This is a genomic window from Planomonospora corallina (assembly GCF_042650625.1).
Classification (GTDB): Bacteria; Actinomycetota; Actinomycetes; order Streptosporangiales; family Streptosporangiaceae; genus Planomonospora_B; species Planomonospora_B corallina.
Map to the genome: position 1 here is coordinate 386,717 of NZ_JBHSBM010000017.1, position 23,372 is coordinate 410,088.

Here is a 23,372-nt window from a genome sequence, read left to right on the forward strand (position 1 = left end):
ACCCCCAGGGACCCCCAGGGCTCAGGGCCCTCAGGGGCGGCAGGCGGGTCTGCGGACCTCGGTCATCGCCGGGACGGCGGAGGTGGACGGCCCGGCGGAGGCGGAGGTCCGCAGCGTGCACGAGCGGTCCGGCAGCGCGAGGGTGAGGACCACCAGTACGGCGGTCAGGATGAACGTGGCGGCGACGACGCAGACGAACTCCCGGCGGCTGGCGTTGTAGCCGAAGCGCTCCCAGCGGCCGCCCTCGGGACGGGCCGCGTTCAGCGCGTCCATGCGGGAGGCGAAGGCCCGGTCCTGCCTGCGCAGCGCCTGCTCGATCTCCGCGAGGATCTGGTTCTCGCGCCGCGACAGGCTCATGGCGTGTCACCGCCGGGCGGAAGCCCCGCGCGGCAGGACGTCTGGGCGGTCGAGGTGGCGCTGCTGAGAGGTGACATGGCCGTCCAAGAGAGGAGGGGGAGCACCTACCGGCTGTTTCTCCAGCCAGTAGGACGAATTCCCCTCCGTTTCGTGATCACGCCACGCCCGCATGAGGATCGCCGAATTTTGGCACCCGAATCAGAACAAGGAGTGGAATCTCACCTTTTCATGGTGTTCGTCTGGGATCGCTCCGGACGGACCACCGTGCCGCCCGCCGCTCGCACGGACGGCACGGAGAGGCCGGCGGAAGGGTCAGGGGAGCGGACGTCCCGTCCCCTCCCCGGGGAGGTAGCCCCCGTCGTCGGCCTCGGTCCGGCCGGAACCGCCGTCGGGGTCGTCGGTGTCCCCGGCCACCCAGTCCAGGTCGGCCCCCACGTGCCCGCCCGGAGGCTCCTGCGGCCGGGTGCCGCGGGGCGCGTCGTCCTCGGGCCCGGTCTCCACCGGCCCCCTCGCCCGCCGGGAGGCGTCCTCCGGGTCGTCGAACGGCCCCTCGAAACCCTCCGGCATGGGGGAGGGGCCGGGACCGGCGACCGTCTCGACGTGGTCGCGCTCGTCGGTCCGCGCGGCCACCGAGCCCGCGTCCGAGCCGGCCGTGCCCGGCTGCTCGTCGTCGCGTCCGGCCATGAACCCCATCGGCCTGGACCAGCCGCTCCTGGGCGCGGCCTCGTCGCGGGGGCTCCCGCCCGGCTTGGCGTTGGAGCCGCGGATCGAGGCGGGGCCGATGTCACCGCCCATGTCGTGCAGCTCCGGGTCGAAGGTCGTGCCCTTGTACTGCTCCTTCTCGGCCGCCTTCCTGCGTTCCTGCTCGCCCATCGTCCTCCTGTCTCCTTCCGCGCTCATTCGGGCTCCACCCGCATGGCGGCCTCCTCGGCCGTGTAGCCGCCGAGGTCCGGTCCCACCTCGTCGGCGACCATGTCCTTCTCGGTGTCGGAACGCAGGCCCTCGTCGGTGTCGACCAGGCGCCCGGCGGGGCGCGGCTCGTCCCACACGGCGCCGGACGGCTCCTCCGGCTGGGCCGACCAGTCCGGGCCGACCTCGTCGTCCCGCTCGTATCCGGTGTCGAGATCGGAACCCACGCCGAGCCCGCTCGTCTCGCTCACCCCGCCGTCGAGGTCGTCCGGGATCTCCGGGTCCAGCCCGCCCCCGGCGCCGGTCCCGCCGGCCGCGCCGGCCGCCGTCCCGGCACTCTCGCCGGTCCCGAACACCGGCTGCTCCTCGGGGACCTCCCGGTCCAGGCGGCCGTCCAGGGACTCGCCCTGGATCTGCTCGTCGACGGTGGTCCCGAACTCCTCGACCGCGACCGGATGGTCTCCGGGCAGCGGGGCCTCCTGCGGGTCCACCGCCCACTGCTGCTGCGGAGTGCCGTCCTGGAGGTCCGGAATGCCCTCGTCCTCGAACCGCGAGTGCGGATCCTGCTCCGGTATGCGCTCGCTCACAGCGACTCCTTCCTGCTGTTTCCCCCTACCGTCTCCCGCTGCCCAGCGGGCTGTGGTGGTAACAGCCGGAGCGGAGTCAGATCTCCTCGGAGGGCTTGGTCGGGTCGAGCTGGCGCGGCTGCGCCTGGGCGGCGATCTTCGGGTGGTGCAGGTCGAAGGCGGGCCGCTCGGAGCGGATGGTGGGGATGGAGGTGAAGTTGTGCCGGGGCGGCGGGCAGGAGGTGGCCCACTCCAGCGAGTTGCCGTAGCCCCACGGGTCGTCCACGGTCACCCGCGGCGCGTGGCGGGCGGTCTTCCAGACGTTGTAGAGGAACGGCAGGGTGGAGGCGCCCAGGATGAGGGCGCCGATCGAGGAGACCATGTTCAGGTCGGTGAAGCCGTCGATCGGGCTGTAGTCCGCGTAGCGGCGCGGGAAGCCCTGCGCGCCGAGCCAGTGCTGGACCAGGAAGGTGGTGTGGAAGCCGATGAACAGCAGCCAGAAGTGCCACTTGCCGAGCCTGTCGTCGAGCATCCGGCCGGTCATCTTCGGCCACCAGAAGTAGAAGCCGGCGAACATCGCGAAGACCACGGTGCCGAAGACGACGTAGTGGAAGTGGGCCACCACGAAGTAGGAGTCGTGCACGTGGAAGTCCAGCGGCGGCGAGGCCAGGATGACGCCGGTCAGGCCGCCGAACAGGAAGGTGACCAGGAAGCCGACGGCGAACAGCATCGGCGACTGCAGTGTGACGTGCCCCCGCCACATGGTGCCGATCCAGTTGAAGAACTTCACGCCGGTCGGGACCGCGATCAGGAACGTCATGAAGGAGAAGAACGGGAGCAGCACCTGCCCGGTCGGGAACATGTGGTGCGCCCAGACGGTCATCGACAGGCCCGCGATCGCGATGGTCGCGCCGACCAGGCCGACGTAGCCGAAGACCGGCTTGCGGCTGAAGACCGGGATGACCTCGGTGATGATGCCGAAGAACGGCAGCGCGATGACGTAGACCTCGGGGTGGCCGAAGAACCAGAACAGGTGCTGGTAGAGCATCGGTCCGCCGGTCTGGGGGTCGAAGATGTGCATGGCGAGGTTGCGGTCGGCGTACAGGGCCAGCAGGGCGGCGGCGAGCACCGGGAAGACCATCAGCACCAGCATCGAGGTGAGCAGCACGTTCCAGGTGAAGATGGCCATCCGGAACATCGTCAGGCCCGGGGCGCGCATGCAGATGATCGTGGTGATGAAGTTGACCGAGCCGAGGATGGTGCCCAGACCGGCCATCACCAGCCCCGCGATCCACAGGTCGCCGCCGGCCTGGGGGGAGAAGGTGTCGTCGGAGAGCGTCGTGTAGGCCGTCCAGCCGAAGTCCGCCGCGCCGCCGGTGGTGAAGAAGCCGGACATCGCGATGAGGCCGCCGAACAGGAACAGCCAGTAGCTGACCATGTTCAGCCGGGGGAAGGCCACGTCCGGCGAGCCGATCTGCAGCGGCATGATCACGTTGGCGAACCCCGCGAACAGCGGGGTCGCGAAGAGCAGCAGCATGGCCGCGCCGTGCATGGTGAACAGCTGGTTGTACTGGAGCTGGTTGACCAGCTGCATGCCCGGCTGGGCCAGCTCGGCGCGGATGACCAGCGCCATGATGCCGGCGAGCGTGAAGAACACGAACGAGGTGATCAGATAGAGGTAGCCGATCACCTTGTGGTCGGTGGAGGTCAGCCACGACGCGATCACGGCGCCCGTGCGGCGCCGGTGCACCGGGGCCAGCGGCGAGGTCAGCGGCTCCTCTGCGGGCTGTCTGTAGGTGGTCATCACTCGTCTCCACGTGGTCGGTGCCTCACCGGGAACCGCGGGGAACACCGGCGGCGCGGTCGCACACTGTGACGAGCTAATTACCCATCGAATTCATGCCGAATCTCACCCGCTCGGCATCGGCGGTGGATCTGCGAGGTTTGTCGGGCAGGACACCGGCGAGGAGTCGAGCAGGACACCGACGAGGAGGAGACATGTCGCGACCCGATGGGGAGGACCGGCCGCTCGCCGACCGCCGGGAGCACCCCGAGGTGCACGACGAGCCGGACATCGCGGGTGAGGCCACGCCTTCTCCCACCGACCCGGCCAACCAGCCCGAGGACGATCCGGACCACCGGGTCTACGGGCAGGACGAGGGCTACGAGAGACCGACGGAGACCTGAACGCGGCGGGGCCCGGCCATCCGGCCGGGCCCCGCCGTGCGGTCAGCGGTCGGAGGGCTCCTCCACGTCGTCCGGCGAGTCGGCCCCCGGAGCGTGCGGGTCCACCCACACGCCGCCCTCGGGGTCCACCTCGGGCTGGGCGTCCGGCGACTGGGCGAGCGGGCTCTGCAGGTCCCGGCAGCCGCCGGGGTTCTGCGGGCCCGCGTCCGGGCGCCGGCGGTCATCCGAATCGGACGTTCTCAGGTCCGGCATGGTGTCCCCCCACACGAGTCGGTCGGTACGGCCGGGCGCGCCCGGCCGGCCGTGTTCTCCCAGGTCAGGTCATCAGAGCCGGGCATACCCGAAAGGGAGGGGCGCATGCGCCGGACCGGGGAGGGGCAGGCCGGCGGCGCCGGATCAGGGGGCCTGGACGAAGTCCCGGACCAGTTTCACGAACTCGTCGGGCTTCTCGAAGAAGGCGACGTGGCCCGCGTCGATCTCCGCGTAGGCGCTGCCCGGTATCGCCGCGTGCAGCTCGCGGCTGCGGGCCACCGGCACGGTGGCGTCCTGCGCGCAGCCGACGACCAGCGTCCGGGCCCGGACGAGCGGCAGCAGCGGGCCGATGTCCACCCGCGCGTCGAGGTCGACGTGGCGCAGGGTGCCGGGCGTGGGCGGCACGTTGGAGACCAGCTCCTCGACCCCCTGCCGGCCGATCGCGTCGAGGAAGCCCCGGCTGAAACCGGTCATCGTCAGCAGCCGGCCGAACGCGTCGGCGTCCAGGTCCCCCAGCCGCCGCAGCAGGGTGAACAGGTTGCGCATGTACTCGTCGGCGTCCGTGCGGGTCCATCCGGCGACCATGACCAGCCGCCGCACCAGCGCGGGGCGGGAGGCCGCGACCGCGGCGGCCACCGGCGCGCCGAGGGAGAAGCCGAGGACGTCGGCCGTGCCGGCCCCGGCGTGCTCGATGACGGCGGCGACCTGGTCGGCCAGGCCCTCGACCGTGAGGGGGCCTCCGCCGTCGGCGGTGCGCCCGGCGCCGGACAGGTCGGGGGTGATCACGGTGTGCCGGTCGGCGAACCGGTGCACGAGCCGCCCCCAGGTCAGCCCGGCGCCCGCGGAGCCGGTGCCGTGCACCAGGACGAGGGCCGGTCCGGTGCCGGCGCGGGTGTAGTGGACGCGGGTGTCGCCGGCGGTGACGGTGGGCATGGCGGTCTTCTCTCTTCCCGGGTGTGACGCTCTGGACACCGACGACGATGCCGCCGCGGCACGCCGGCCGGGAGAGGAGCGCTCTGCCGGGGACCGGCGGTCCCTGGATGGGGGACGGGCGATCCGGGATGATCTCCGTATGCCCATGGACCGCCGTGAACTCGCCGACTTCCTGCGACGCTCCCGCGAGCGGCTCCGCCCGGCCGAGGCGGGGCTGGCCGAGGGGGCCAGGCGCCGCACGCCGGGGCTGCGGCGCGAGGAGGTCGCCGGGCTCGCCGGGATGTCGGCCGACTACTACACCCGGCTGGAGCAGCGCCGCAGCCCGCAGCCGTCGGAGCAGATGCTCGCCTCGCTCGCCCGCGCGCTGCGGCTGGACGCCGACGAGCGCGACCACCTGTACCTGCTGGCGGGCCACCGCCCGCCCGCCGGCCACCGGGCGGGCGAGCACGTACGGCCCGGCCTGCTCCGCCTGCTCGACCAGCTCACCGGCACGCCGGCGCAGGTGGTCGGCGACCTGGGGGACGTGCTCGCCCAGAACGCGATGGCCCGGGCCCTGCTCGGAGGGGTGTGCACGGTCTCCGAGCACGGCCGCAACCTGGTGTGGCGCTGGTTCACCGATCCCGCGGCCCGTGCGGCCCATCCCCCGGAGGAGCACGCGCTGCGCGGCCGGGTGCACGTCGCCGACCTGCGGGCGGCCGTCGCCCGCAGGCCGGGGGACCCGGCCGCGGCCCGGCTGGTCGGGCGGCTCCGCGCGGCCAGCGAGGAGTTCCGCTCGCTGTGGGAGCGGCACGAGGTCGGCGTGCGCCGGTGCAGCCGGATGCGGCTCCTGCACCCGCTGGTCGGGCCGGTCGAGCTGGACTGCGAGGTCCTGCTCGCCCCGGAGGAGGACCAGCGCCTGGTCGTCTTCACGCCCCGGCCGGGGACGGGCGGCGCGGAGCGGCTGGAACTGCTGCGGGTCGTCGGAGGCGAGAGGTTCGCGCCCGCGGGCGGATGACCGCGGGGGAAGCGGAGGTCAGGCGTGCGCGCCGCCCGGTCCCCGCCCCTCCTGCAGCCGCCGTTTGACGGGGGCGTAGTGGGCCTCGACGGCCCGGGTGAACGCGGCGACGTCGCCGGCCGCGGCAGCGCGGACGATCGCGTGGTGCGCGTCGACGGTCTCCCGGACCGACTCGGGGGACACCTCCAGCGTGCGCGCGACGATGGCGTGCACGTCCCAGAAGGCGGCGGTCAGCTGGGTGATCAGCTCGTTGCCCAGCGGCTCCATGAGCAGCAGGTGGAACTCGCGGTCCTGCTCGACGAAGGACTCGCCCCGGGCCGCCCGCTCGGCCATCTGGTCGGCGAGGTCGAGCAGTTCGCGGCGGAGGGACTCGTCGAAGGCGGCGACGATCGGTCCGGCCAGTCCCTGCTCGATGGTCTGGCGGACCTCGACCAGCTCGGACAGGACCCGCAGGTCGTCGGCCCGGCTGAGCAGCCCCCGGAAGGTCAGGCTCTCCACGAGCGCGGCGAGGGAGAGCCGGCCGACGTAGGTCCCGTGGCCGTGCCGTACCTCGACGATGTCGAGGGCGGTGAGGGTCTTGATCGCCTCGCGGACGCTGGAGCGGCTGGCCCCCACGGCGTCGCACAGCTCCGCCTCGGTCGGCAGCGGGTCGCCCGGCCCCAGGCGGTTCTGCAGGATGTACTGCTTGATGCGTTCGGCGACCTCGTGCTGGCGCAACATCGTTCCGCGCGTACGCCGCGGGACGGACTCGATCTCGACCAACCTCTTGCCCTTTCCTGGGGTGCCCTCTACATTCCCACCATATCGGCATCAGACATCAGACGTCATATGATTGCCGTTGACCCCCCTACGGCCTCCCGGACGGCCGAGATCACGAAGGAGTGGACGACGTGAATCATCCCACCGCCGCGCCCATGGACCGCCGCGGGTTCCTGCGGTTCGCCGGGGCCGTGAGCGCGGCCGCCGCGTTCACCGGCTCGCTGGCCGCCTGCTCGGGCCCGGCCTCCACCGGGAGCGCGGCGCCGTCGGCCGCCGCCGACACCATCGAGGCGGGCATCTCCTACGCGCTGTCCACCGGCTTCGACCCGATGACCTCCTCCGGCGCCACGCCGGTCGCCGCCAACATGCACGTCTTCGAGGCACTCTTCGACCTCGACCCGGTGACCCGCGCGCCGTACGCCGCGCTCGCCGCCGGCGAGCTGGAGAAGACCTCCGACACGGCCTACAAGGTCACGCTCCGCGAGGGCGCGACCTTCCACGACGGCTCCGCCGTGACGGCCGAGGACGTGGCCTTCAGCTTCCAGCGCGTGATGGACCCGGCGAACGCCTCGCTCATGGTGCAGTTCATCCCGTTCGTCGAGAGCGTCGCCGCGGCCGACGCCAGGACCGTGGAGATCAAGCTCAAGTACGCCTTCCCGCTGCTCAAGGAGCGGCTCGCGGTCGTCAAGATCGTGCCCAAGGCCATCGTGGAGAAGGACAAGACGGCCTTCGACGCCAAGCCCGTCGGATCGGGCCCGTACCGGCTGATCGAGGCCACCAAGGAAGACAAGATCGTCTTCGAGCGGTGGGACAAGTACAACGGCACCCGCCCCGCCAAGGCCGAGAACATGGTCTGGCGGCTGCTGTCCGACGCCTCGGCCCGCGTCACCGCGCTGGAGTCCGGCCGGGTCGCGGCCATCGAGGACGTCCCCTACATCGACGTGCAGAAGGTCGCGCAGAAGAACAAGCTGGAGGCCGCGCAGTCCTTCGGCCTGCTCTTCCTGATGTTCAACTGCGCCGAGAAGCCCTTCGACGACAAGCGGGTACGGCAGGCGCTGCACTACGCCATCGACACCGAGAAGCTGATCGGCACGGCGATGCTCGGCAACGCCGCCGCGGCCACGGGCTACGTCCAGGAGACCCACCCGGCCTACGCCAAGGCCTCGACCGTCTACGGCTACGACCCGGACAAGGCCAAGGCCCTGCTGAAGGAGGCCGGCGTCTCCGGCCTGAACGTCACCATGGTCACCACCGACGCCGGCTGGGTGAAGGACGCCGTCCCGATCATCAAGGAGGGCTGGGACGCCGTCGGCGTGACCACCACCCTCGACATCGGCCAGTCCGGCGGGCAGTACACCAACAAGATCGACCCCGGGAAGTTCCAGGTCCTGGTGGCGCCCGGCGACCCGTCGGTCTTCGGCAACGACATGGACCTGCTGCTCCGCTGGTTCTTCGACGGCCTCTGGCCGGAGAGCCGGTTCCGCTGGAGCGGGACCGCCGAGGCGAAGAAGGTGCTCCAGCTCCTGGACTCGGCCGCGAAGACGGACGACGCCGCCGAGCAGAAGAAGCTGTGGGCCGAGGCGGTCGACGTCATCGCCGAGGAGGCCCCGCTCTACCCGATCCTGCACCGCAAGCTCCCCACCGCCTGGAACGACAAGAAGCTCACCGGCTTCAAGCCGATCCCGACGACGGGCCTGTCCTTCCTCGACGTCGGCCCCGCCTGACCTCCGCGGCAAGAAAGACACCATGTTCGCGTTCCTCCGACTGGCGGCCAGACGGCTGGTGAGCCTGCCGTTCATGCTGCTCGGCATCACCCTCCTCGTCTTCGTGGTCCTGCAGTTCTCGCCCAACGACCCGGCGTACAACGCCCTCGGCGAGAGCGCGAGCCCCGAGGCGAGAGCGGCCTACGCCGCCGAGCACGGGCTGGACGACCCGCTGCCGCTGCGGTACGCGCGGTTCCTGGGGCAGCTGGCGCAGGGCGATCTCGGTTACACCGCCCCGCCGGCCGCCCCGGTCGCCGACCGCATCGCCACCGCGTTCCCGCTGACCGTCCAGCTCACCCTGCTCGGCCTCGTGCTGGCCGTCGCCGGGGCCCTGCTGCTCGGCGTCACCGGCGCGCTCTTCCGCGACCGCTGGCCGGACCAGCTGAGCCGGGTGCTGTCCATCGCCGGCGTGGCGATCCCGTCCTTCTGGCTCGGCATCCTGCTGATCCAGGAGTTCGCGCTCGGCCTCGAGCTGCTGCCGACCGGCGGCTACGTCAACCCCGCCGACTCCGTCTCCGGGTGGCTGCGCTCCCTCGTCCTGCCGGCGGTCGCGATCGCCGTGCCGGTCGCGGCCTCGCTGGCCCGCCTGGTGCGCACCTCGATGGTCGAGGAACTCGACCGCGACTACGTGCGCACCGCCACCGGCAACGGCCTGCCCCGCTGGATCGTCGTCCGCGGCGCGCTGCGCAACGCGCTCATCACCCCGCTGACGGTGCTGGGCCTGCGGGTCGGCTATCTGCTGAGCGGCGCCGTGATCGTCGAGACCATCTTCGACCTGCCCGGCATGGGCAAGCTCATCCTCGACGGCGTCACCAACGGGGACGTCTCCCTCGTCCAGGGATCGGTGCTGACGATCGCGCTGACGTTCCTGCTGGTGAACCTCGTGGTCGACCTCCTCTATCTCGTCGTCAACCCGCGAATCCGGGTGGTGTGACCGTGTTCCGATCCCGACTCGCGTCCCGGCTCTCCCGCCCGGGCATCCGTTTCCGGCGGCTCTCCCCGGCCGCGGCCGTCTCCCTCGCCATCCTGTCGGTGGTCGGGCTGCTGGCCCTGCTGGCCCCGCTCATCGCGGGCGACCCGCTCGCCACCGGCGTGCCGGCCACCCCGCCCGACGCCGCGCACTGGCTCGGCACCGACCGGGCCGGCCGCGACATCCTGGCGCGCCTCCTGCACGGCGCGCGCTCCTCGCTCCTGATCGGCCTGGGCGCCACCGCCCTGGCGGTGCTCGTCGGCGCGATCCTCGGCAGCCTCGCGGCCACCTCCCGCAAGGCCGTCGGCGAGGGCATCATGCGCGTCCTCGACGTGATCATGGCCTTCCCCGGCATCGCGCTCGCCGCGGTGCTGGTGGCGGTCTTCGGCCGCAACCTCCCGGTGCTGATCGGGACCATCGCCTTCCTGTACATGCCGCAGCTCACCCGGGTGGTGCGGGCCAACGTCCTGGCCCAGTACGGCGAGGACTACGTGGCCGCCGAACGGGTGATCGGCGCCCCGCGCCGGTACATCCTGGTCAAGCACGTCGCGATCAACTGCGCTGCTCCGATCATGGTCTTCGCCACCGTTCTGGTGGCGGACGCGATCATCTTCGAGGCGAGCCTCTCGTTCATCAACGCCGGCATCCAGGACCCCGCTCCCAGCTGGGGCAACGTCCTGGCGTACGGCCGGCAGATCGTGCTCTCCGGCGGCTGGTGGGCCACGTTCTTCCCCGGCCTGGCGATCCTGGTCACCGTGCTGGCGCTCAACCTGCTGGCCGAGGGCCTGACCGACGCCTGGGCAGCCCCCCGCACCGCCCGGCGGAACACGCCGGACCCCGCGGCGGCGGTCGCCGTGCCGGTACCGGCCCCCGCCGCGCCCGCCGAGCGGACGGACACCGAGGAGGGTACGGCCTCCGCGGCCGGCGAGGACGGGCCGCACTCCGGCACGGACCCTGGCACGGACCATCACCCGGCCCCGGGCACGGAAGCGGAGGTGGACGCCGCGCTCGCCAGGCTCGCCGCCGTCACGGCAGCCCGCCCGCCCCGCGTCGCCCCCCTGGACCCGGCGGCGGAGACCCTGCTGGCGGTCCGGGACCTGACGATCCGCTTCCCGCAGCGCTACGGCGACGTCCCCGTCGTGCAGTCGGTCTCCTTCGACGTGCGCGCCGGCGAGACGCTCGGCCTGGTCGGCGAGTCCGGCTGCGGCAAGAGCCTCACCAGCCTCGCGATCATGGGCCTGCTGCCGCGCGGCGCGCAGGTCACCGGGCGCATCGAGTACGGCGGGCGGGACATCCTCGCCCTGCCGCCCCGGCAGCGGCGCGCCATCTCCGGGCCGGAGATCGCCATGGTCTACCAGGACGCCATGTCCTCGCTGAACCCGTCGGTCCTGGTCGGCGTGCAACTGCGCCAGCTGACCCGCAGGGGCGGCACCCGGAGCCCCGAGGAACTGCTCGAGCTCGTGGGCCTGGACCCCCGGCGCACGCTCCGCAGCTACCCGCACGAGCTCTCCGGAGGACAGCGCCAGCGGGTGCTGATCGCGATGGCGCTGTCCCGCAGCCCCCGGCTGCTGGTGGCCGACGAGCCCACCACGGCGCTCGACGTGACCGTGCAGGCCCAGGTGGTCGAGCTGCTCGCCGGACTCCGCGACGAGCTCGGCTTCGCCATGGTGCTCGTCTCGCACGACCTCGGCCTGGTCGGCGAGCTCGTGCACCGGATCGCGGTGATGTACGCCGGCCAGCTCGCGGAGGTCGGCACGACCCCGGCGCTGCTGTCCGGGGTCCGCCACCACTACGCGCGCGGCCTGCTCGGCTCCGTGCTCTCGCTGGAGGCCGGCGCCACGCGGCTCCACCAGGTCCCCGGCGTGGTGCCCGCACCACGCGGTTTCGGGCCCGGCTGCCGCTTCGCCGGGCGCTGCGCCGCCGCCACCGGCGCCTGCCGGACGACGCGGCCGGAGCTCGACGGAGACCCGCACGTCCACGCCCACGCCTGCTTCCACCCGGTGACCGCTCCCGGGGCCGCCACCGGCGCCGCCCCTGTGACCGCCGGCCGGGCCGTCCCCGGCGCCGCCGGTGAGGCCGTGCGTGAGACCGCCCCCGAAGGAGGACGGAGATGAGCTCCCAGACGGCCCAGGACCGGCCGGAGACCGCCGGGCGGCAGGACGGCCGCGAACCCGTGGTCGCCCTCGACGGGGTGCACGTCGTGCACGCCGCCCGCAGCGGCGGGCTGATCCGCCGCGACAGGGTGTACGCCCTGACCGAGGCGACGGTCTCCGTCGGCCGGGGCGAGATCCTCGGCGTCGTCGGGGAGTCCGGCTGCGGCAAGTCCACCCTCGCCAAGGTGGTGGTGGGCCTGCAGCGGCCCACCTCCGGGACGGTGCGCTTCCGCGGCGAGGACCTGTGGTCCCTGCCGGCCGCCCGGCGGCGGGAGACCTTCGGCCGCTCGGTCGCCATGGTCTTCCAGGACGCCTCCACCGCCCTCAATCCGCGCCTGCCCGTCCGGCGCATCCTGCGCGACCCGCTGGACGTGCACCGGCGCGGCACCCCGGCGCAACGCGAGGCGCGGGTGCGCGAGCTGCTCGACCTGGTCGGGCTGCCCGGGCACACCGCCGACGCGCTGCCCGGCGGCCTGTCCGGCGGCCAGCGCCAGCGGGTCGCCGTGGCCCGGGCGCTGGCGCTCGAACCCGACGTGATCGTCGCGGACGAGCCCACCAGCGCGCTCGACGTCTCCGTCCGCGCCCAGGTGCTCAACCTCCTCGTCGACCTGCGCGCGAACCTCGGGCTCGGCCTGGTGTTCATCTCCCACGACATCCAGACGGTCCGCTACCTCGCCGACCGGATCGCGGTCATGTACCTCGGCCGGATGGTCGAGGAGGGGCCCGCCGCCGAGGTCTCGGAGCGGGCCCGCCACCCCTACACCCGGGCGCTGTTCTCCGCCACCCCCAGCCTGCTCGGCGGGACCGAGCGGATCGTGCTGACCGGCCCGGTGCCGTCCGCGACCCACCCGCCGTCGGGCTGCCCGTTCCGCACCCGCTGCTGGAAGGTCACGGACGAGTGCGCCGCGGCCTTCCCGCCCGCCACCGCGGCGGGCCCGGACAGCACCCACACCTGGCACTGCCTCCACCCCGAAACCACCCTTAGGAGCACCCCGTGAGCCCCGTCAAGCCCCGCTTCGGCGGCGTCGTCCCCCCGGTCGTCACCCCTCTGACGCCGGACGGCGAGGTCGACGCGGCGTCGCTGGAGCGGCTGGTCGACTTCCTGATCGAGGCCGGGGTCACCGGCCTGTTCGTGCTCGGCAGCTCCGGCGAGTCGGCATTCCTCACCGACGCCCGGCGCGACCGGGCGCTGGACGTCGCGGTCCGCGCCACCGCGGGCCGGGTCCCGGTGCTCGCCGGGTGCATCGAGACGTCGACCGCCCGGGTGATCGAGCGGGCCGAGGCGGCGCTGAAGCTCGGCGCCGACGCGACCGTGGTGACCGCCCCCTTCTACACCCGCATCCATCCCGTGGAGATCGACCGCCACTTCCGGGCGGTGCGCGCCGCGGTGGACCTGCCGATGCTCGCCTACGACGTGCCGGTCTCCGTGCACAGCAAGCTCGCCGCCGAGCTGGTGCTCGCGCTGGCCGCCGACGGGGTCGTCGACGGCCTCAAGGACTCCAGCGGCGACGACGTCGGCTTCCGCCAGGTGGTGCTCGGCGCCGCCGGCCTGCCGGGTTTCTCCGCGCTGACCGGCCACGAGGTCGTCGTCGACGCCATGATGCTCGCCGGCGCCGACGGCGTGGTGCCCGGCCTGGGCAACGTGGACCCGCACGGCTACGTGCGGCTGGTGCGCGCCTGCGAGCAGGGCCGCTGGGCCGAGGCGAAGACCGAGCAGGACCGCCTGACCCGGCTGTTCAGGATCGTCGACGCGGTGGACCCGGCGACCGCCGGCGGCAGCACGCGGGGCGTCGGCGCGTTCAAGACGGGACTCGCCCTGCGCGGCGTCATCGCGGGCGCGACCGTCTCGGCGCCCATGCGGGAGCTGACCGCCGAGGAGACCCGCGCGGTGGCCGCCCGCCTGGAGGAGGCCGGGCTCCTGTGACCCTCGTCGTCGGGGTGGACATCGGCGGCACCAAGACCGCCGCCGGGCTGGTGGACGAATCCGGCGCGCTGCTGGCCGTACGGACGGCGCCGACGCCCGCGGCCCGGGGTCCGGAGGCGGTCCTGGGGACCGCCGCGGACCTGGTCCGCGGACTCGTCGCGGACACCCCGGGCGGGCGGGGGGCCGCGGCGGTGGGCGTCGGCAGCGCCGGCGTGGTGGACGCGCGGCGCGGCACGGTCGTCTCGGCCACCGGCACCATCGCCCGCTGGGCCGGCACCGACCTGCGCGGCGAGCTGTCCCGCAGGCTCGGCCTGCCCGTCGCGGTGGACAACGACGTGCACGCGCACGCGCTCGGCGAGCAGTGGCGCGGCGCCGCGGCGGGCCACCGCGACGTGCTCCTGGTCGCGGTCGGCACCGGGGTCGGCGCCTCCGTCGTCCTCGGCGGGCGCGTGCGGCACGGCGCGCACTCCGTGGCGGGCCACGCCGGGCACCTGCCCGTGCCCGCCGCCGCGGGCCGCCCCTGCACCTGCGGCGGGAGCGGGCACGTCGAGACGGTCGCGGCGGGCCCGGCCCTGCTGGCGGAGTACCGCCGCCGCACCGCGGCGGGGGACGGCACGGGCCGGACGGGCGCCGGGGCTCCGGGCGGGATTCCGGACAGCGGCCCGGGCAGCGGCCCGGACAGCGGCCCGGGCGGTGTCCGGGGCGGGACCCCGGACGGGACTCCCGGCGGGGTCGCGCACCTGGCCGGCGTCGCCGGGCTCGCGGCGGACGGCGACCCCGTCGCCTCGGCCGTGCTGGCCGAGGGGGCGGCGGCGCTCGGCGAGGCCGTCGGAGGCCTCATGAACGTCATCGACCCGGAGGTGGTCGTGGTCGGAGGAGGCGTCGCCGGATGCGGCCCGGCGTGGTGGGACGCGCTCCGGGCGGCCGTGCGGGAGCAGACGCTCCCCGCGCTCCGTGACGTCCCGGTCGTGCCGGCCGCGCTCGGCGGCGACGCCGCCCTGCTCGGCGCCGCCCGGCTGGCGCTGGCGCTGGAAGTGACGGGGTGAACCCGCTGCTCGCCGCGGTCCGCGGCCGTCTCATCGTGTCCTGCCAGGCCTACCCGGGCGAGCCGCTGCGCGACCCCGGCACGATGTGCCGGATGGCGCGGGCGGTCGCGGCCGGAGGGGCCGCGGGCATCCGGGCCCAGGGCCTGGACGACCTGCGCCTGATCAGAGCCGCGCTCGACCTGCCGCTCATCGGCCTGTGGAAGGACGGCGACGGCGGCGTCTTCATCACCCCCACTCTCGAGCACGCCCTCGCGGTGGCGGAGACGGGCGCCGACGTCGTGGCGCTCGACGCCACCGGCAGGCCCCGGCCCGACGGGCGCACCCTCGCCGAGACCGTGCGGGCGGTGCACGAGCGCACCGGGCGTCTGGTCATGGCCGACGTCTCGACGTACGAGGAGGGCGTCGCGGCGGCCGAGGCGGGCGCCGACGTCGTGGGCACGACCCTGGCCGGCTACACGCCGTACTCGCGCACCGGGCCGGGCCCCGACCTCGACCTGGTCGCCCGGCTCGCCCGCGACCTGCCGGTCCCGGTGATCGCCGAGGGGCGGATCCACACCCCCGGGCAGGCCGCCGAGGCCCTCCGGCGGGGGGCGCACGCGGTCGTCGTCGGCACCGCCATCACCCACCCGGCCAGCATCACCCGGTGGTTCGCCGGGGCGGTCGCCGACGCGGCCGGGCCGGGGGAGTGACGGGCGACCGGGGCCCGGCCCGCCCCGGTCCCACCCGTCCCGGTCCCACCCGTCCCCGTCCCCACGCCCGCCGTCCGCCTGCCGTGTCATCCCTCCGGTAGGCGGACACCGCCTCCGGCGGCGCGTTCGATCCGCTCGATATCCCTGCTTTCCGGTCGAATCTTGTCCCGATCCGATGGCGACGGGTTCAATGGTCCGATCGATTCCCCGGGAGAGCCATGATCGACGCGCATCATCACGTCTGGGACCTGTCCGTACGGGATCAGGACTGGATCACCGGCCCGGAGCTGGCCCCGCTGCGGAGGAACTTCGGGATCGAGGACCTCCCGGCCGAGACGAACGGCGTCACGGCCACCGTGCTGGTGCAGACCGTCACCGCGGCGGAGGAGACCCCGGAACTGCTGGCCCTGGCCGCAGGGCACCACCTGGTCGCGGCGGTGGTCGGCTGGACCGACCTGACCGCGCCCTCGGCGGCGGACGACCTCGCCGCGCTGCGCGCCTTGCCCAACGTCACCTGCAAGCTCTCCGGCCTGGTCACCGAGGCGGACCGGGCCACGTGGACCGTCGCGGACCTGCGCCCCTACGCCGAGGTGGTCCTGGAGGCGTTCGGGCCCGACCGGGTCATGTTCGGCTCCGACTGGCCCGTCTGCCTGCTCGCCGCGCCGTACGGGAAGGTGGTCGAGACCGCCGGAGCCCTGCTCGCCGGGCTCTCGGCGGACGAGCGGGCGCAGGTGTTCGGCGGTGTCGCGGCCCGGGTCTACGGCATCGGCCGGGCCGCCGGCTGAGACGGGCGCGTCAGTCAGGGGAGGGCGGGCGCCTCCTCGGCCAGCACGGCGGCCGGGATCAGGGCGATCGCGCTGATCCCGCCGTAGGGAGAGTGGCGCAGGGTGACCTGCACCCCGTGCCGGGAGGCGAGCACGGCGACCACGAACAGGCCGAGCCGGTCGCTGTCGGCCAGGTCGAACTCGGGATGCTCGGCCAGGCGGCGGTTGAGGCCGGCCAGCTCCGCGTCCGGGATGCCCAGACCGCGGTCCTCGACCTCGACCGCCAGCCCGGTCGCGGTCGGCTCGGCCCGCACGACCACCCGCGTCTGCGGCGGGGAGAACACCGTCGCGTTCTCCACCAGCTCCGCGATCAGGTGGATGACGTCGGCCACGGCGGAGCCGGCCAGCGAGACCTGGGGCGCGGGCAGCACCCGGACCCGGGCGTAGTCCTCGACCTCCGCCACGGCCGCGCGCAGCACGTCCACCACCGGGACCGGCCTGCGCCAGCCCCGGCCGGGCGCCGCGCCGGACAGGATGATCAGGTTCTCCGCGTGGCGGCGCATCCTGGTGGTCAGGTGGTCCAGCCGGTACAGGTCGGCGAGCGTCTCCGGCTGCTCCTCCTGGCGCTGCATCGACTCCAGCTGGGTGAGCTGGCGGTGGAGCAGCGACTGGTTGCGCCGGGCCAGGCTGACGAAGACCTGGCTGACGCCCCTGCGGAGCCGGGACTGGTCGGCGGCGGCCTCGTAGGCGGTGTGCCGGACCGTGTCGAGCGCCCTGCCGATGTCGCGGATCTCCGGCGTCCCCTCCAGCCGGGGCAGCGGCTCCTCCGGCACGTCCTGGCCCTTGCGGAGCCGCTCCACGAGCTGCGGGAGCCGTACCTCGGCCAGCTGGATCGCGACGTCCCGCAGCTCGCCCAGCTCGGCGGCGAGCCGCTTGGAGAAGCGGAAGGCGAGCACCACCGAGACGACCAGCAGGATCAGGCCGAGGCCGCCCGCGACCGCGATCTGGACGAAGATGCCGATGGCGGCGGGCGTGACCCGGGCGACCAGCAGGTCCACCACCTGGACCTGGCCGCGCTCCACCGCGACCCAGACCTGCTCCACCGGTGACAGGTCGACCGGCAGCGCGCGGGAGGCCAGCACCTCCGTCTCCAGGTCGAGGAAGTGCCGGTAGTGGGCGGAACCGCCGAGCTTGTCGTACGGCGCGCGCAGCTCGGCGTCCAGCTTGGCCATGGCCTGCCGGTACACCAGACGGCGGGTGGCGACCATCTCGGTGAACTCGGCGTGCTCGGCCTCGCTCAGCGATCCGCCGGACCCGGCGGCCGACAGCAGCGCCCGCTCCCGGGCGAGGATCTCCTTCATCTGGCCGAGCGCGGTGACCGACCGGGCCTGCTGGTAGATCGAGCTCTCCGGGACGAGGATCATCCGGTCGTACATCTCGAACGTCAGGTCGATGATCCGGTTGTAGGACCGGATCACCCGGACGGTGTCCGCGCTCCGGGAGTCGACCAGGGCGCGGGCGGCGGGGAGCTGGTCCAGCTCGGAGAAGAGCGTGGTGAGCCGGATCTGCATGTCCGCGCTGATGGTCTCCCTGACGCTCTCGGAGCGGGCGAGCCTGCGGAAGGCGGCGAGGGACTGGTCGGACTCCAGCCGCTGCCGGACGAGCGTGTCCTGGTCGGACCTGCCGTTCAGGTAGCGCACCGAGTGCAGCCGCTCGTTCTGCAGCTCGATGACGGCCCGCTCGGAGGGGGTGGCCACACCGTCGACCAGGGTGGTGATCTCCAGCAGCCGCATCCCGTCCCCGGCGGTCAGGCTCGCGGCGAAACCCCAGAGCGCGACGAGGGAGACGATCGGTACCAGGAGAAGGGCGGTGATCCGGAAGCGGATCGGCCGGCCGGGATTGTCCATACGTCGCCTCGGGGGGAGATTCATGATGAAATGCGCGATCAGAGATCGTGCTGAGGCTACACCCCCCGCAGCCGGTCGGTCAGTTCCACCTGCGTTCCTCTCTCGGAGGCTTCCGTGCGGCTACCGCGCACCCCGTCCGGCTGGACCATCGCCGTCTTCGGCCTGCTCGCCTTCCTCATGGGCCTGCTCGGGCTGATCTCGCCCGGAACGATGCTGGAGATGCTCGGCTTCGAGGTGCTCGAGAGCCGGGAGCCCGGCGACTACACGCTCGTCTACCTGGCCGCCTCCTCCATGGCGGCGCTGAACATGGGCGTCTACTACATGTGCGCCGCGGCCGTGGACTTCCGGCCGTTCTTCTTCTGGACGGTCCCGTTCCGCCTGCTCACCTTCACCGTCTTCACCACGCTCGTGGTCACCGGGGCCGCGCCCGCGAAGTTCCTCGGCGTGGGCCTGTGGGAGGGTCTGGGCGCGCTGATCACCGGGGCGGCGCTGTGGTGGGAGGCGCGCCGGGCGCCGGCCCGGCAGGCCGCCTGAAGAAGGCCGCGATCCGGCGCGGATCCACCGGGCCGGCGAGCAGGGAGAGCATCTCGTCCCTGCGCGCCGGGTCCACCTTGAACGGGTGGCCGAACACGCGCGGGCCGGTCCCGTCGGGCAGCAGCCGGGTCAGCATCAGGTCGCCGGGAAGGGCCTGGCCGGACAGCAGCTCGTCGGTCAGCGTCACCTCGTTCCCGGGGTCTCCGGCGTTCCCGGGGTCTCCGGCGTTCCCGGGGTCTCCGGCGTTCCCGGGGTCTCCGGCGTTCCCGGGGTCTCCGGCGTCCACGCCGCCGGGCCCGCGGCCGCCGCGGGCGTCCCGCACGGTGACCTCCCGCCCGGCGACGCGCAGCACCTCCCAGAGCCGGAGCGGGACCGCGCGCCACGACTCCAGCAGCGCGACCTCGTCCTCACGCAGCCAGACGCCCCGCGCGTCCAGGAACTCGCCGACCACGTCGTGCTCGAACAGCGCCAGGTCGGCCAGGGCGTACTCGGCCACCCGCACGCTCCGGGACACCAGGTCGTCGAGCAGGTGGCGGCGGGCCGGCCGGTAGAGGTATGCGGTCATCCGCCGGAACAGGTGCGCGGCCCGCTCGGGCAGCTCCTGCCCGGGATCGGTACGGCAGGCGGCGTACTCCTCGGCGTCCCGCCGGGCCGGCTCGAGGCCGGGGTCGAGGGAGAGCGCCTCGGCGACGAGGCCGGAGGCCTCGAACGAGCGGCCCTCGCCCTCGGCGGAGCGGGCGGCCAGCAGCAGGGCGGGGCCGGTGCGGGGGAGGGCCTTGACGAGCCCGGGCGGGAGCGGCTCCCGCTCCACCTCGTCGGCGACCCGGGCCAGGACCTCCGCCGACCGGGACAGGGAGGCGACCACCTCGGACAGGTCGGCGCCCTCGTGCAGGGATGGGAACTCGCTCATCCCTCCATCCTCCTCCAGCGCGCCGGTCACCGGGGCCACCCCGGCGGGGAAGCCGTCCCCCGTCCTCGCCGGGGTGGCCTCCACTGGCCCCGCCCCCGCCCCCGCCCCCGGCGCTCCGCCCGCGCGGCGGGGCGGGCGCACGGCGGCGCCGCCGCCCCGGGGAGGGGACGGCGGCGCCGCTCTTTCAGGGGGGTGCCGCGCGGGAGCGCGGGGCGGACGCGGCTACGGCGTGGTCACGCCGACGGTGAAGGCCCCGGTGCCGCTGTAGGCGTGGACCCGGACCCGGTAGGTGCCCGAGGTGCCGTTGTAGGTGATGGTCTCGTCGGGGCCGGAGCTGGTGCCGCTGGCCACGTTCACCCAGGACAGGCCGCTCCGCTTCTGCAGGTAGAGGTCGAAGTCGACGCCGTCGGGGCCGTCCAGGCAGAGCCGGTGGGTGCCGGAGGCGGCGGTGAAGCCACTGCCGTAGAGGTTCTGGCCGGAGCTGGTGGCGGTGCCGCTGAGGGTCTGCTCGTAGCCGGAGCAGCCGGGGGGCGGCGGAGGCGGCGGGTTCCCGCCGCCGTCGCTGGTGGCCAGGGTCAGGCCGTAGGCCGAGAGGATCTCGTTGACCGGCTGGTGGTAGGTCGTGCCGCCGGAGGTGCAGTTGCCGGAGCCGCCGGAGGTGACGCCCTGGGCCTGGTCACCGGAGATGTAGGAGCCGCCGGAGTCGCCGGGCTCGGCGCAGACGGTGGTGCGGGTCACACCGGTGATGGTGCCCTCGGGGTAGGTGACGCTGGTGTTGTGCTGGCTGATGGTGCCGCAGTGGTAGCCGGTGGTGGAGCCGGCGCGGCAGATGGAGGAGCCGACGGCCCGCTGGGTGGAGCCGCGGACCGGCAGGATGCCGGAGTTGTAGGCGTTGACGACGCCGGTCGGGGTCCAGTTGGAGTTCACCTCGACCCAGGCGTAGTCGTTGCCCGGGAAGGACGAGCCGCGGAAGGTGCCCTGGGCGACCCGGTTGTGGCCCTGGGTGGCGGTGCCGACGTCGCCGCAGTGGCCGGCGGTGACGAAGCCGCCCTGGCTGCCGGCCTTGGTCACCGAGAAGCCGACCGAGCAGCGGCCGCCCATGTAGTAGGCGTCGCCGCCGCGCACGTCGTAGAACGGCTTGGGCTCCTCGGCGGTCTGCTCCACGTGGACGAGGGAGGCCTCGGCGCCGCTGGCCTCCACGAAGGCCTCGGCCTCCGCGGTGTCGCGGGCCAGCACGACGACGCGGTTGTTCTGGAGGTCGACGTACCAGGAGGCGATCGACTTGGGGGAGCCCTCGGCCTTGGCGTCGAGGGCGCCCTTGGCCGAGTCGAGGGAGGCCAGCGAGTGCTGGACGAGCTTGGCCTGCGCGCCGGTCCTGAGGATGGCGGAGACCTTCGCGGAGTCGTTGGTCGCCACGATGAGGTCGGAGGTGGCACCGGTCACCCAGGCTCCGGCGAACGCGGAGCCGAGCTGACGGGCGAGCACCGGCTCGACCTTGGCCGCGGCGGCCTCGTTGACCAGCCGGGCCTTGGCCTGGTCGGCACTGATGCCGAGGTCGCGGGCCATGGCGTCGACCAGGCCGGGGGTGGGCGCCGGGGCCTTGGCCGCCATCGCCTTGGCCTCCGTGTACAGGGCGGTGATCGTGTCACCGGGACCGGCCTTGCCCGGCGCGAAGGCGTCGTCGGGCCCGGTCTGGGCGGTGGCGGGGGTGGCCACCAGCGCGAGGGCGAGTGCGAAGCCCGCCGTCACGGCACTTCTGCGGAGCATGTACCTCTCCTCATGTCGGGGGGTGCGCCGTCAACGTAACGGCGGCCACATGGGGAGCGGATCTACCAGTTGGCCCCTATCTCCGCGTTATGGGCCTGGTCAGAAGATCGTCCCTGGCACGGGCGGGAGACCCGCGCCGTACCGGGGGCCGTGGACCCGCGGCGATCCGCCGGTCCACGGCCGGGGCCGGGTCAGGACAGGGCGCCGAGCACCTGCGGCGCGGGGCCGGAGTCCCGGGGGAGGAGGACGGAGCCGGGGGAGCCGGAGTCCTGCGGGGGGACGGGAGCGGGGGAGCCGGAGTCCTGCGGGGGGACGGGGGGAACGGACAGCCAGTCGGCGTACGGCCGGCTCCGCCGTACGGCCTCGGCGTGGGCGGAGCGGGCGTGCTCGGCGATGAGCGGGGCCACCCGGGCGACAGGCGACTCCGGGTGCCAGCCGATCAGGTGCCGCCAGCGCAGCGGGGCACCGGCCAGCGGTACCAGCCCCAGCCCGGCGGCGGGCTGGAAGGTCGCCTGGCAGAGCGCGACCGCGCGGCCGACCGTGGCCAGCTGCAGGCACGTGTGCACGTCGGTCTCGTAGACGGTCTTCGGCGTGAAGCCGGCCCGGGCGCAGGCCGCGGCGAAGCAGTCGCCGAAGCAGCCGTCCCCGGGGGCGGCCGCCCACTGCTCACCGGCCAGCTCGCCCAGCTCCACCTCCCTCCGGCCCGCCAGCGGATGCCCGTCACCGAGCATGACGAAGACCGGGTCGACCGCGATGGTCGCCCAGGCGGCGGGACCGTCCACCGGCGGAGGGCTGTCCCCGCAGGCGCCGATGACGGCGAAGTCCAGCCGGCCGGTGGTGAGCATCGTGTTCAGCTCCCTGGCCGACCAGGAGGTGTAGGTCGTCACGGGTGTCGCCGGCCACGCGGTCGCGAGCCGGTCCAGCAGCCCTCCCAGGATCGGCCCGTTGGTGGCGCCGAGCCGGTAGCGGGGGATCCCGCCGCCGGCGTTGGCGAAGCGCACGGCCTCCTCCTGGAGCTCCCGGGCGGCGGGCAGCAGCACCCTCGCCCGGGCCAGCACCAGCTCCCCGAGAGGCGTCGGCCTGGCGCCGTTGTGGTCGCGGTCGAAGAGAGATCCTCCCAGTACCCGCTCTATTCGCTTGAGCTGGGCGGTCAGCGCAGGTTGGGCCAGTCCGAGGTGGGTGGCCGCTTTGGTGACGCTCCCGGCCTCGGCGACCGCGCGCACGATCCTGAGGTGTCGGAGCTCTAGATCCATACCGGGAAGGTAAGGCCCTCACGGTATGGCCGCAATGAAAACATGTCATGAAATCTGACTCATTTTCGTGGAACCGTTCCAAAAGCCGGGCATCACGGCGGAGGTGAGGACCCGCCCTGGCGGGGTAGGCGGGAACCATGACGATGGGAATCGATCCGAAGGACCTGCCCGAGGAGGACCTGGTGCGCGAGCTGCGCCGGCTCCACGCGACCCGGACGGACACGTTCCTGCACGGCTCCGCCGACGCGCTCGCCAACCACACCACGCGGACCGAGGAGCTCGAGGGGGAGTACCTCCGCCGCCACCCCGAGCGCCAGGTCGATCCCGAACGGCTGCGCGAGGGAGCCCGGCAGCGCTGAGCCGGGGACCCGCGCGGACGGGCCCGGTGTTCCGAGCCTGAGGTTCCTCAAGGAGGTACGGCCATGCGAGACCTGCGAGGACTGCGAGAAGGCGCCCGCGACGTGCAGACCCTGTCGCGCGACGACACGACCGTCTACGAGGCGGTGGCCTACCTCGCCGTGGACGGCCGCGTCGCCGGGACGGCGGAGGTGGCCCACGTGGCGGACCTGCCCGAGGAGACGGTACGGCGCAGCCTCGCCGTACTGGAGGAGAAGGGGTGCGTCGAGCCCGGGGACGGCGGGTACGTCCTGGGCCCCCACGACTGGGAGGTCGAGCGCTGACCGCCGCGCCCGCCGGGGCCGTCCTCGACCAGGGGGCCCGGCGGGCGCGGGGGGG

General features: G+C 73.7%; 24 protein-coding genes. 13 read left to right on the forward strand and 11 right to left on the reverse strand.

Going from position 1 to position 23,372, the window contains the following annotated elements:
• Positions 1 to 30: 30 nt before the first annotated feature.
• The 4 genes from ACFOWE_RS14940 to ctaD all read right to left on the reverse strand — a co-directional run bounded on the left by ACFOWE_RS14940 (position 31) and on the right by ctaD (position 3,636).
• Complete coding sequence (locus ACFOWE_RS14940; protein ID WP_377288024.1) at positions 31 to 357, reverse strand: DUF3040 domain-containing protein; 327 nt, start codon at positions 355 to 357, stop codon at positions 31 to 33.
• A 312-nt stretch (positions 358 to 669) separates the two neighbouring features.
• The gene (locus tag ACFOWE_RS14945; RefSeq protein ID WP_377288026.1) at positions 670 to 1,257 is read right to left on the reverse strand and encodes a hypothetical protein; all 588 of its coding nucleotides are present in this window, start codon (positions 1,255 to 1,257) and stop codon (positions 670 to 672) included.
• Positions 1,254 to 1,853 (reverse strand): DUF5709 domain-containing protein, encoded by a 600-nt coding sequence (locus ACFOWE_RS14950; protein WP_377288028.1) that lies wholly within the window; start codon positions 1,851 to 1,853, stop codon positions 1,254 to 1,256. Before ACFOWE_RS14950 ends, ACFOWE_RS14945 begins: the two co-directional genes overlap by 4 nt.
• Positions 1,854 to 1,929: 76 nt before the next feature.
• Entirely contained in the window at positions 1,930 to 3,636 is a 1,707-nt protein-coding gene (gene ctaD / locus ACFOWE_RS14955; protein ID WP_377288029.1) for an aa3-type cytochrome oxidase subunit I, read from the reverse strand.
• Between the two features lie 194 nt (positions 3,637 to 3,830).
• Here ctaD and ACFOWE_RS14960 point away from each other — a divergent pair, with 194 nt between their 5' ends.
• A complete protein-coding gene (locus ACFOWE_RS14960) occupies positions 3,831 to 4,019 on the forward strand; it encodes a hypothetical protein (protein WP_377288031.1) in 189 nt (62 codons plus the stop codon).
• Between the two features lie 42 nt (positions 4,020 to 4,061).
• Here ACFOWE_RS14960 and ACFOWE_RS14965 read toward each other — a convergent pair whose 3' ends face one another.
• Positions 4,062 to 4,271 carry a hypothetical protein gene (locus tag ACFOWE_RS14965; protein ID WP_377288033.1) on the reverse strand — a complete coding sequence of 70 codons (210 nt, stop codon included), beginning with the start codon at positions 4,269 to 4,271 and terminating at the stop codon, positions 4,062 to 4,064.
• 144 nt (positions 4,272 to 4,415) lie between these two features.
• A complete protein-coding gene (locus ACFOWE_RS14970) occupies positions 4,416 to 5,204 on the reverse strand; it encodes an alpha/beta fold hydrolase (RefSeq protein ID WP_377288034.1) in 789 nt (262 codons plus the stop codon).
• Positions 5,205 to 5,343: 139 nt separating this feature from the next.
• Between ACFOWE_RS14970 and ACFOWE_RS14975 the strand changes: the two genes are divergently transcribed.
• Positions 5,344 to 6,198, forward strand: coding sequence for a helix-turn-helix transcriptional regulator (locus ACFOWE_RS14975; protein ID WP_377288036.1), 855 nt, complete (start codon positions 5,344 to 5,346; stop codon positions 6,196 to 6,198).
• 18 nt (positions 6,199 to 6,216) lie between these two features.
• Here ACFOWE_RS14975 and ACFOWE_RS14980 read toward each other — a convergent pair whose 3' ends face one another.
• Positions 6,217 to 6,918 carry a FadR/GntR family transcriptional regulator gene (locus tag ACFOWE_RS14980; protein WP_377288038.1) on the reverse strand — a complete coding sequence of 234 codons (702 nt, stop codon included), beginning with the start codon at positions 6,916 to 6,918 and terminating at the stop codon, positions 6,217 to 6,219.
• Between the two features lie 170 nt (positions 6,919 to 7,088).
• Here ACFOWE_RS14980 and ACFOWE_RS14985 point away from each other — a divergent pair, with 170 nt between their 5' ends.
• The 8 genes from ACFOWE_RS14985 (at position 7,089) to ACFOWE_RS15020 (ending at position 16,287) form a co-directional block, all read left to right on the forward strand.
• The gene (locus ACFOWE_RS14985; protein WP_377288040.1) at positions 7,089 to 8,681 is read left to right on the forward strand and encodes an ABC transporter substrate-binding protein; all 1,593 of its coding nucleotides are present in this window, start codon (positions 7,089 to 7,091) and stop codon (positions 8,679 to 8,681) included.
• 22 nt (positions 8,682 to 8,703) lie between these two features.
• Positions 8,704 to 9,654 (forward strand): ABC transporter permease, encoded by a 951-nt coding sequence (locus tag ACFOWE_RS14990; RefSeq protein ID WP_377288042.1) that lies wholly within the window; start codon positions 8,704 to 8,706, stop codon positions 9,652 to 9,654.
• 2 nt (positions 9,655 to 9,656) lie between these two features.
• Positions 9,657 to 11,804: a dipeptide/oligopeptide/nickel ABC transporter permease/ATP-binding protein gene (locus ACFOWE_RS14995; RefSeq protein WP_377288044.1), complete on the forward strand. Its 2,148-nt coding sequence runs from the start codon at positions 9,657 to 9,659 to the stop codon at positions 11,802 to 11,804.
• On the forward strand, positions 11,801 to 12,841 hold the full coding sequence (locus ACFOWE_RS15000; protein ID WP_377288046.1) for an oligopeptide/dipeptide ABC transporter ATP-binding protein: 1,041 nt from the start codon (positions 11,801 to 11,803) through the stop codon (positions 12,839 to 12,841). Before ACFOWE_RS14995 ends, ACFOWE_RS15000 begins: the two co-directional genes overlap by 4 nt.
• Complete coding sequence (locus ACFOWE_RS15005; protein ID WP_377288048.1) at positions 12,838 to 13,767, forward strand: dihydrodipicolinate synthase family protein; 930 nt, start codon at positions 12,838 to 12,840, stop codon at positions 13,765 to 13,767. The genes ACFOWE_RS15000 and ACFOWE_RS15005 overlap by 4 nt, the downstream gene beginning before the upstream one ends.
• Positions 13,764 to 14,813 carry an ROK family protein gene (locus ACFOWE_RS15010; protein ID WP_377288050.1) on the forward strand — a complete coding sequence of 350 codons (1,050 nt, stop codon included), beginning with the start codon at positions 13,764 to 13,766 and terminating at the stop codon, positions 14,811 to 14,813. Before ACFOWE_RS15005 ends, ACFOWE_RS15010 begins: the two co-directional genes overlap by 4 nt.
• Positions 14,810 to 15,502 (forward strand): N-acetylmannosamine-6-phosphate 2-epimerase, encoded by a 693-nt coding sequence (locus tag ACFOWE_RS15015; RefSeq protein ID WP_377288052.1) that lies wholly within the window; start codon positions 14,810 to 14,812, stop codon positions 15,500 to 15,502. Before ACFOWE_RS15010 ends, ACFOWE_RS15015 begins: the two co-directional genes overlap by 4 nt.
• A gap of 218 nt (positions 15,503 to 15,720) precedes the next feature.
• Positions 15,721 to 16,287 (forward strand): amidohydrolase family protein, encoded by a 567-nt coding sequence (locus ACFOWE_RS15020; protein WP_377288054.1) that lies wholly within the window; start codon positions 15,721 to 15,723, stop codon positions 16,285 to 16,287.
• Positions 16,288 to 16,301: 14 nt separating this feature from the next.
• On the opposite strand, the gene ACFOWE_RS15025 is transcribed toward ACFOWE_RS15020, so the two are convergent.
• Positions 16,302 to 18,173 carry a sensor histidine kinase gene (locus tag ACFOWE_RS15025; RefSeq protein ID WP_377288056.1) on the reverse strand — a complete coding sequence of 624 codons (1,872 nt, stop codon included), beginning with the start codon at positions 18,171 to 18,173 and terminating at the stop codon, positions 16,302 to 16,304.
• Positions 18,174 to 18,287: 114 nt separating this feature from the next.
• Between ACFOWE_RS15025 and ACFOWE_RS15030 the strand changes: the two genes are divergently transcribed.
• Complete coding sequence (locus ACFOWE_RS15030) at positions 18,288 to 18,707, forward strand: hypothetical protein (RefSeq protein ID WP_377288058.1); 420 nt, start codon at positions 18,288 to 18,290, stop codon at positions 18,705 to 18,707.
• Here ACFOWE_RS15030 and ACFOWE_RS15035 read toward each other — a convergent pair.
• The 3 genes from ACFOWE_RS15035 to ACFOWE_RS15045 form a co-directional block, all read right to left on the reverse strand.
• Positions 18,649 to 19,617 carry a collagen-like triple helix repeat-containing protein gene (locus ACFOWE_RS15035; protein WP_377288060.1) on the reverse strand — a complete coding sequence of 323 codons (969 nt, stop codon included), beginning with the start codon at positions 19,615 to 19,617 and terminating at the stop codon, positions 18,649 to 18,651. The two genes, ACFOWE_RS15030 and ACFOWE_RS15035, sit on opposite strands and share 59 nt — an antisense overlap.
• Positions 19,618 to 19,839: 222 nt before the next feature.
• On the reverse strand, positions 19,840 to 21,384 hold the full coding sequence (locus ACFOWE_RS15040; RefSeq protein WP_377288062.1) for a S1 family peptidase: 1,545 nt from the start codon (positions 21,382 to 21,384) through the stop codon (positions 19,840 to 19,842).
• Positions 21,385 to 21,575: 191 nt separating this feature from the next.
• Complete coding sequence (locus tag ACFOWE_RS15045) at positions 21,576 to 22,637, reverse strand: LysR family transcriptional regulator (protein WP_377288064.1); 1,062 nt, start codon at positions 22,635 to 22,637, stop codon at positions 21,576 to 21,578.
• 143 nt (positions 22,638 to 22,780) lie between these two features.
• Between ACFOWE_RS15045 and ACFOWE_RS15050 the strand changes: the two genes are divergently transcribed.
• Complete coding sequence (locus ACFOWE_RS15050; protein ID WP_377288066.1) at positions 22,781 to 22,996, forward strand: DUF6158 family protein; 216 nt, start codon at positions 22,781 to 22,783, stop codon at positions 22,994 to 22,996.
• Between the two features lie 63 nt (positions 22,997 to 23,059).
• Positions 23,060 to 23,317: a hypothetical protein gene (locus ACFOWE_RS15055; RefSeq protein ID WP_377288068.1), complete on the forward strand. Its 258-nt coding sequence runs from the start codon at positions 23,060 to 23,062 to the stop codon at positions 23,315 to 23,317.
• The last annotated feature ends 55 nt before the right edge of the window (positions 23,318 to 23,372 follow it).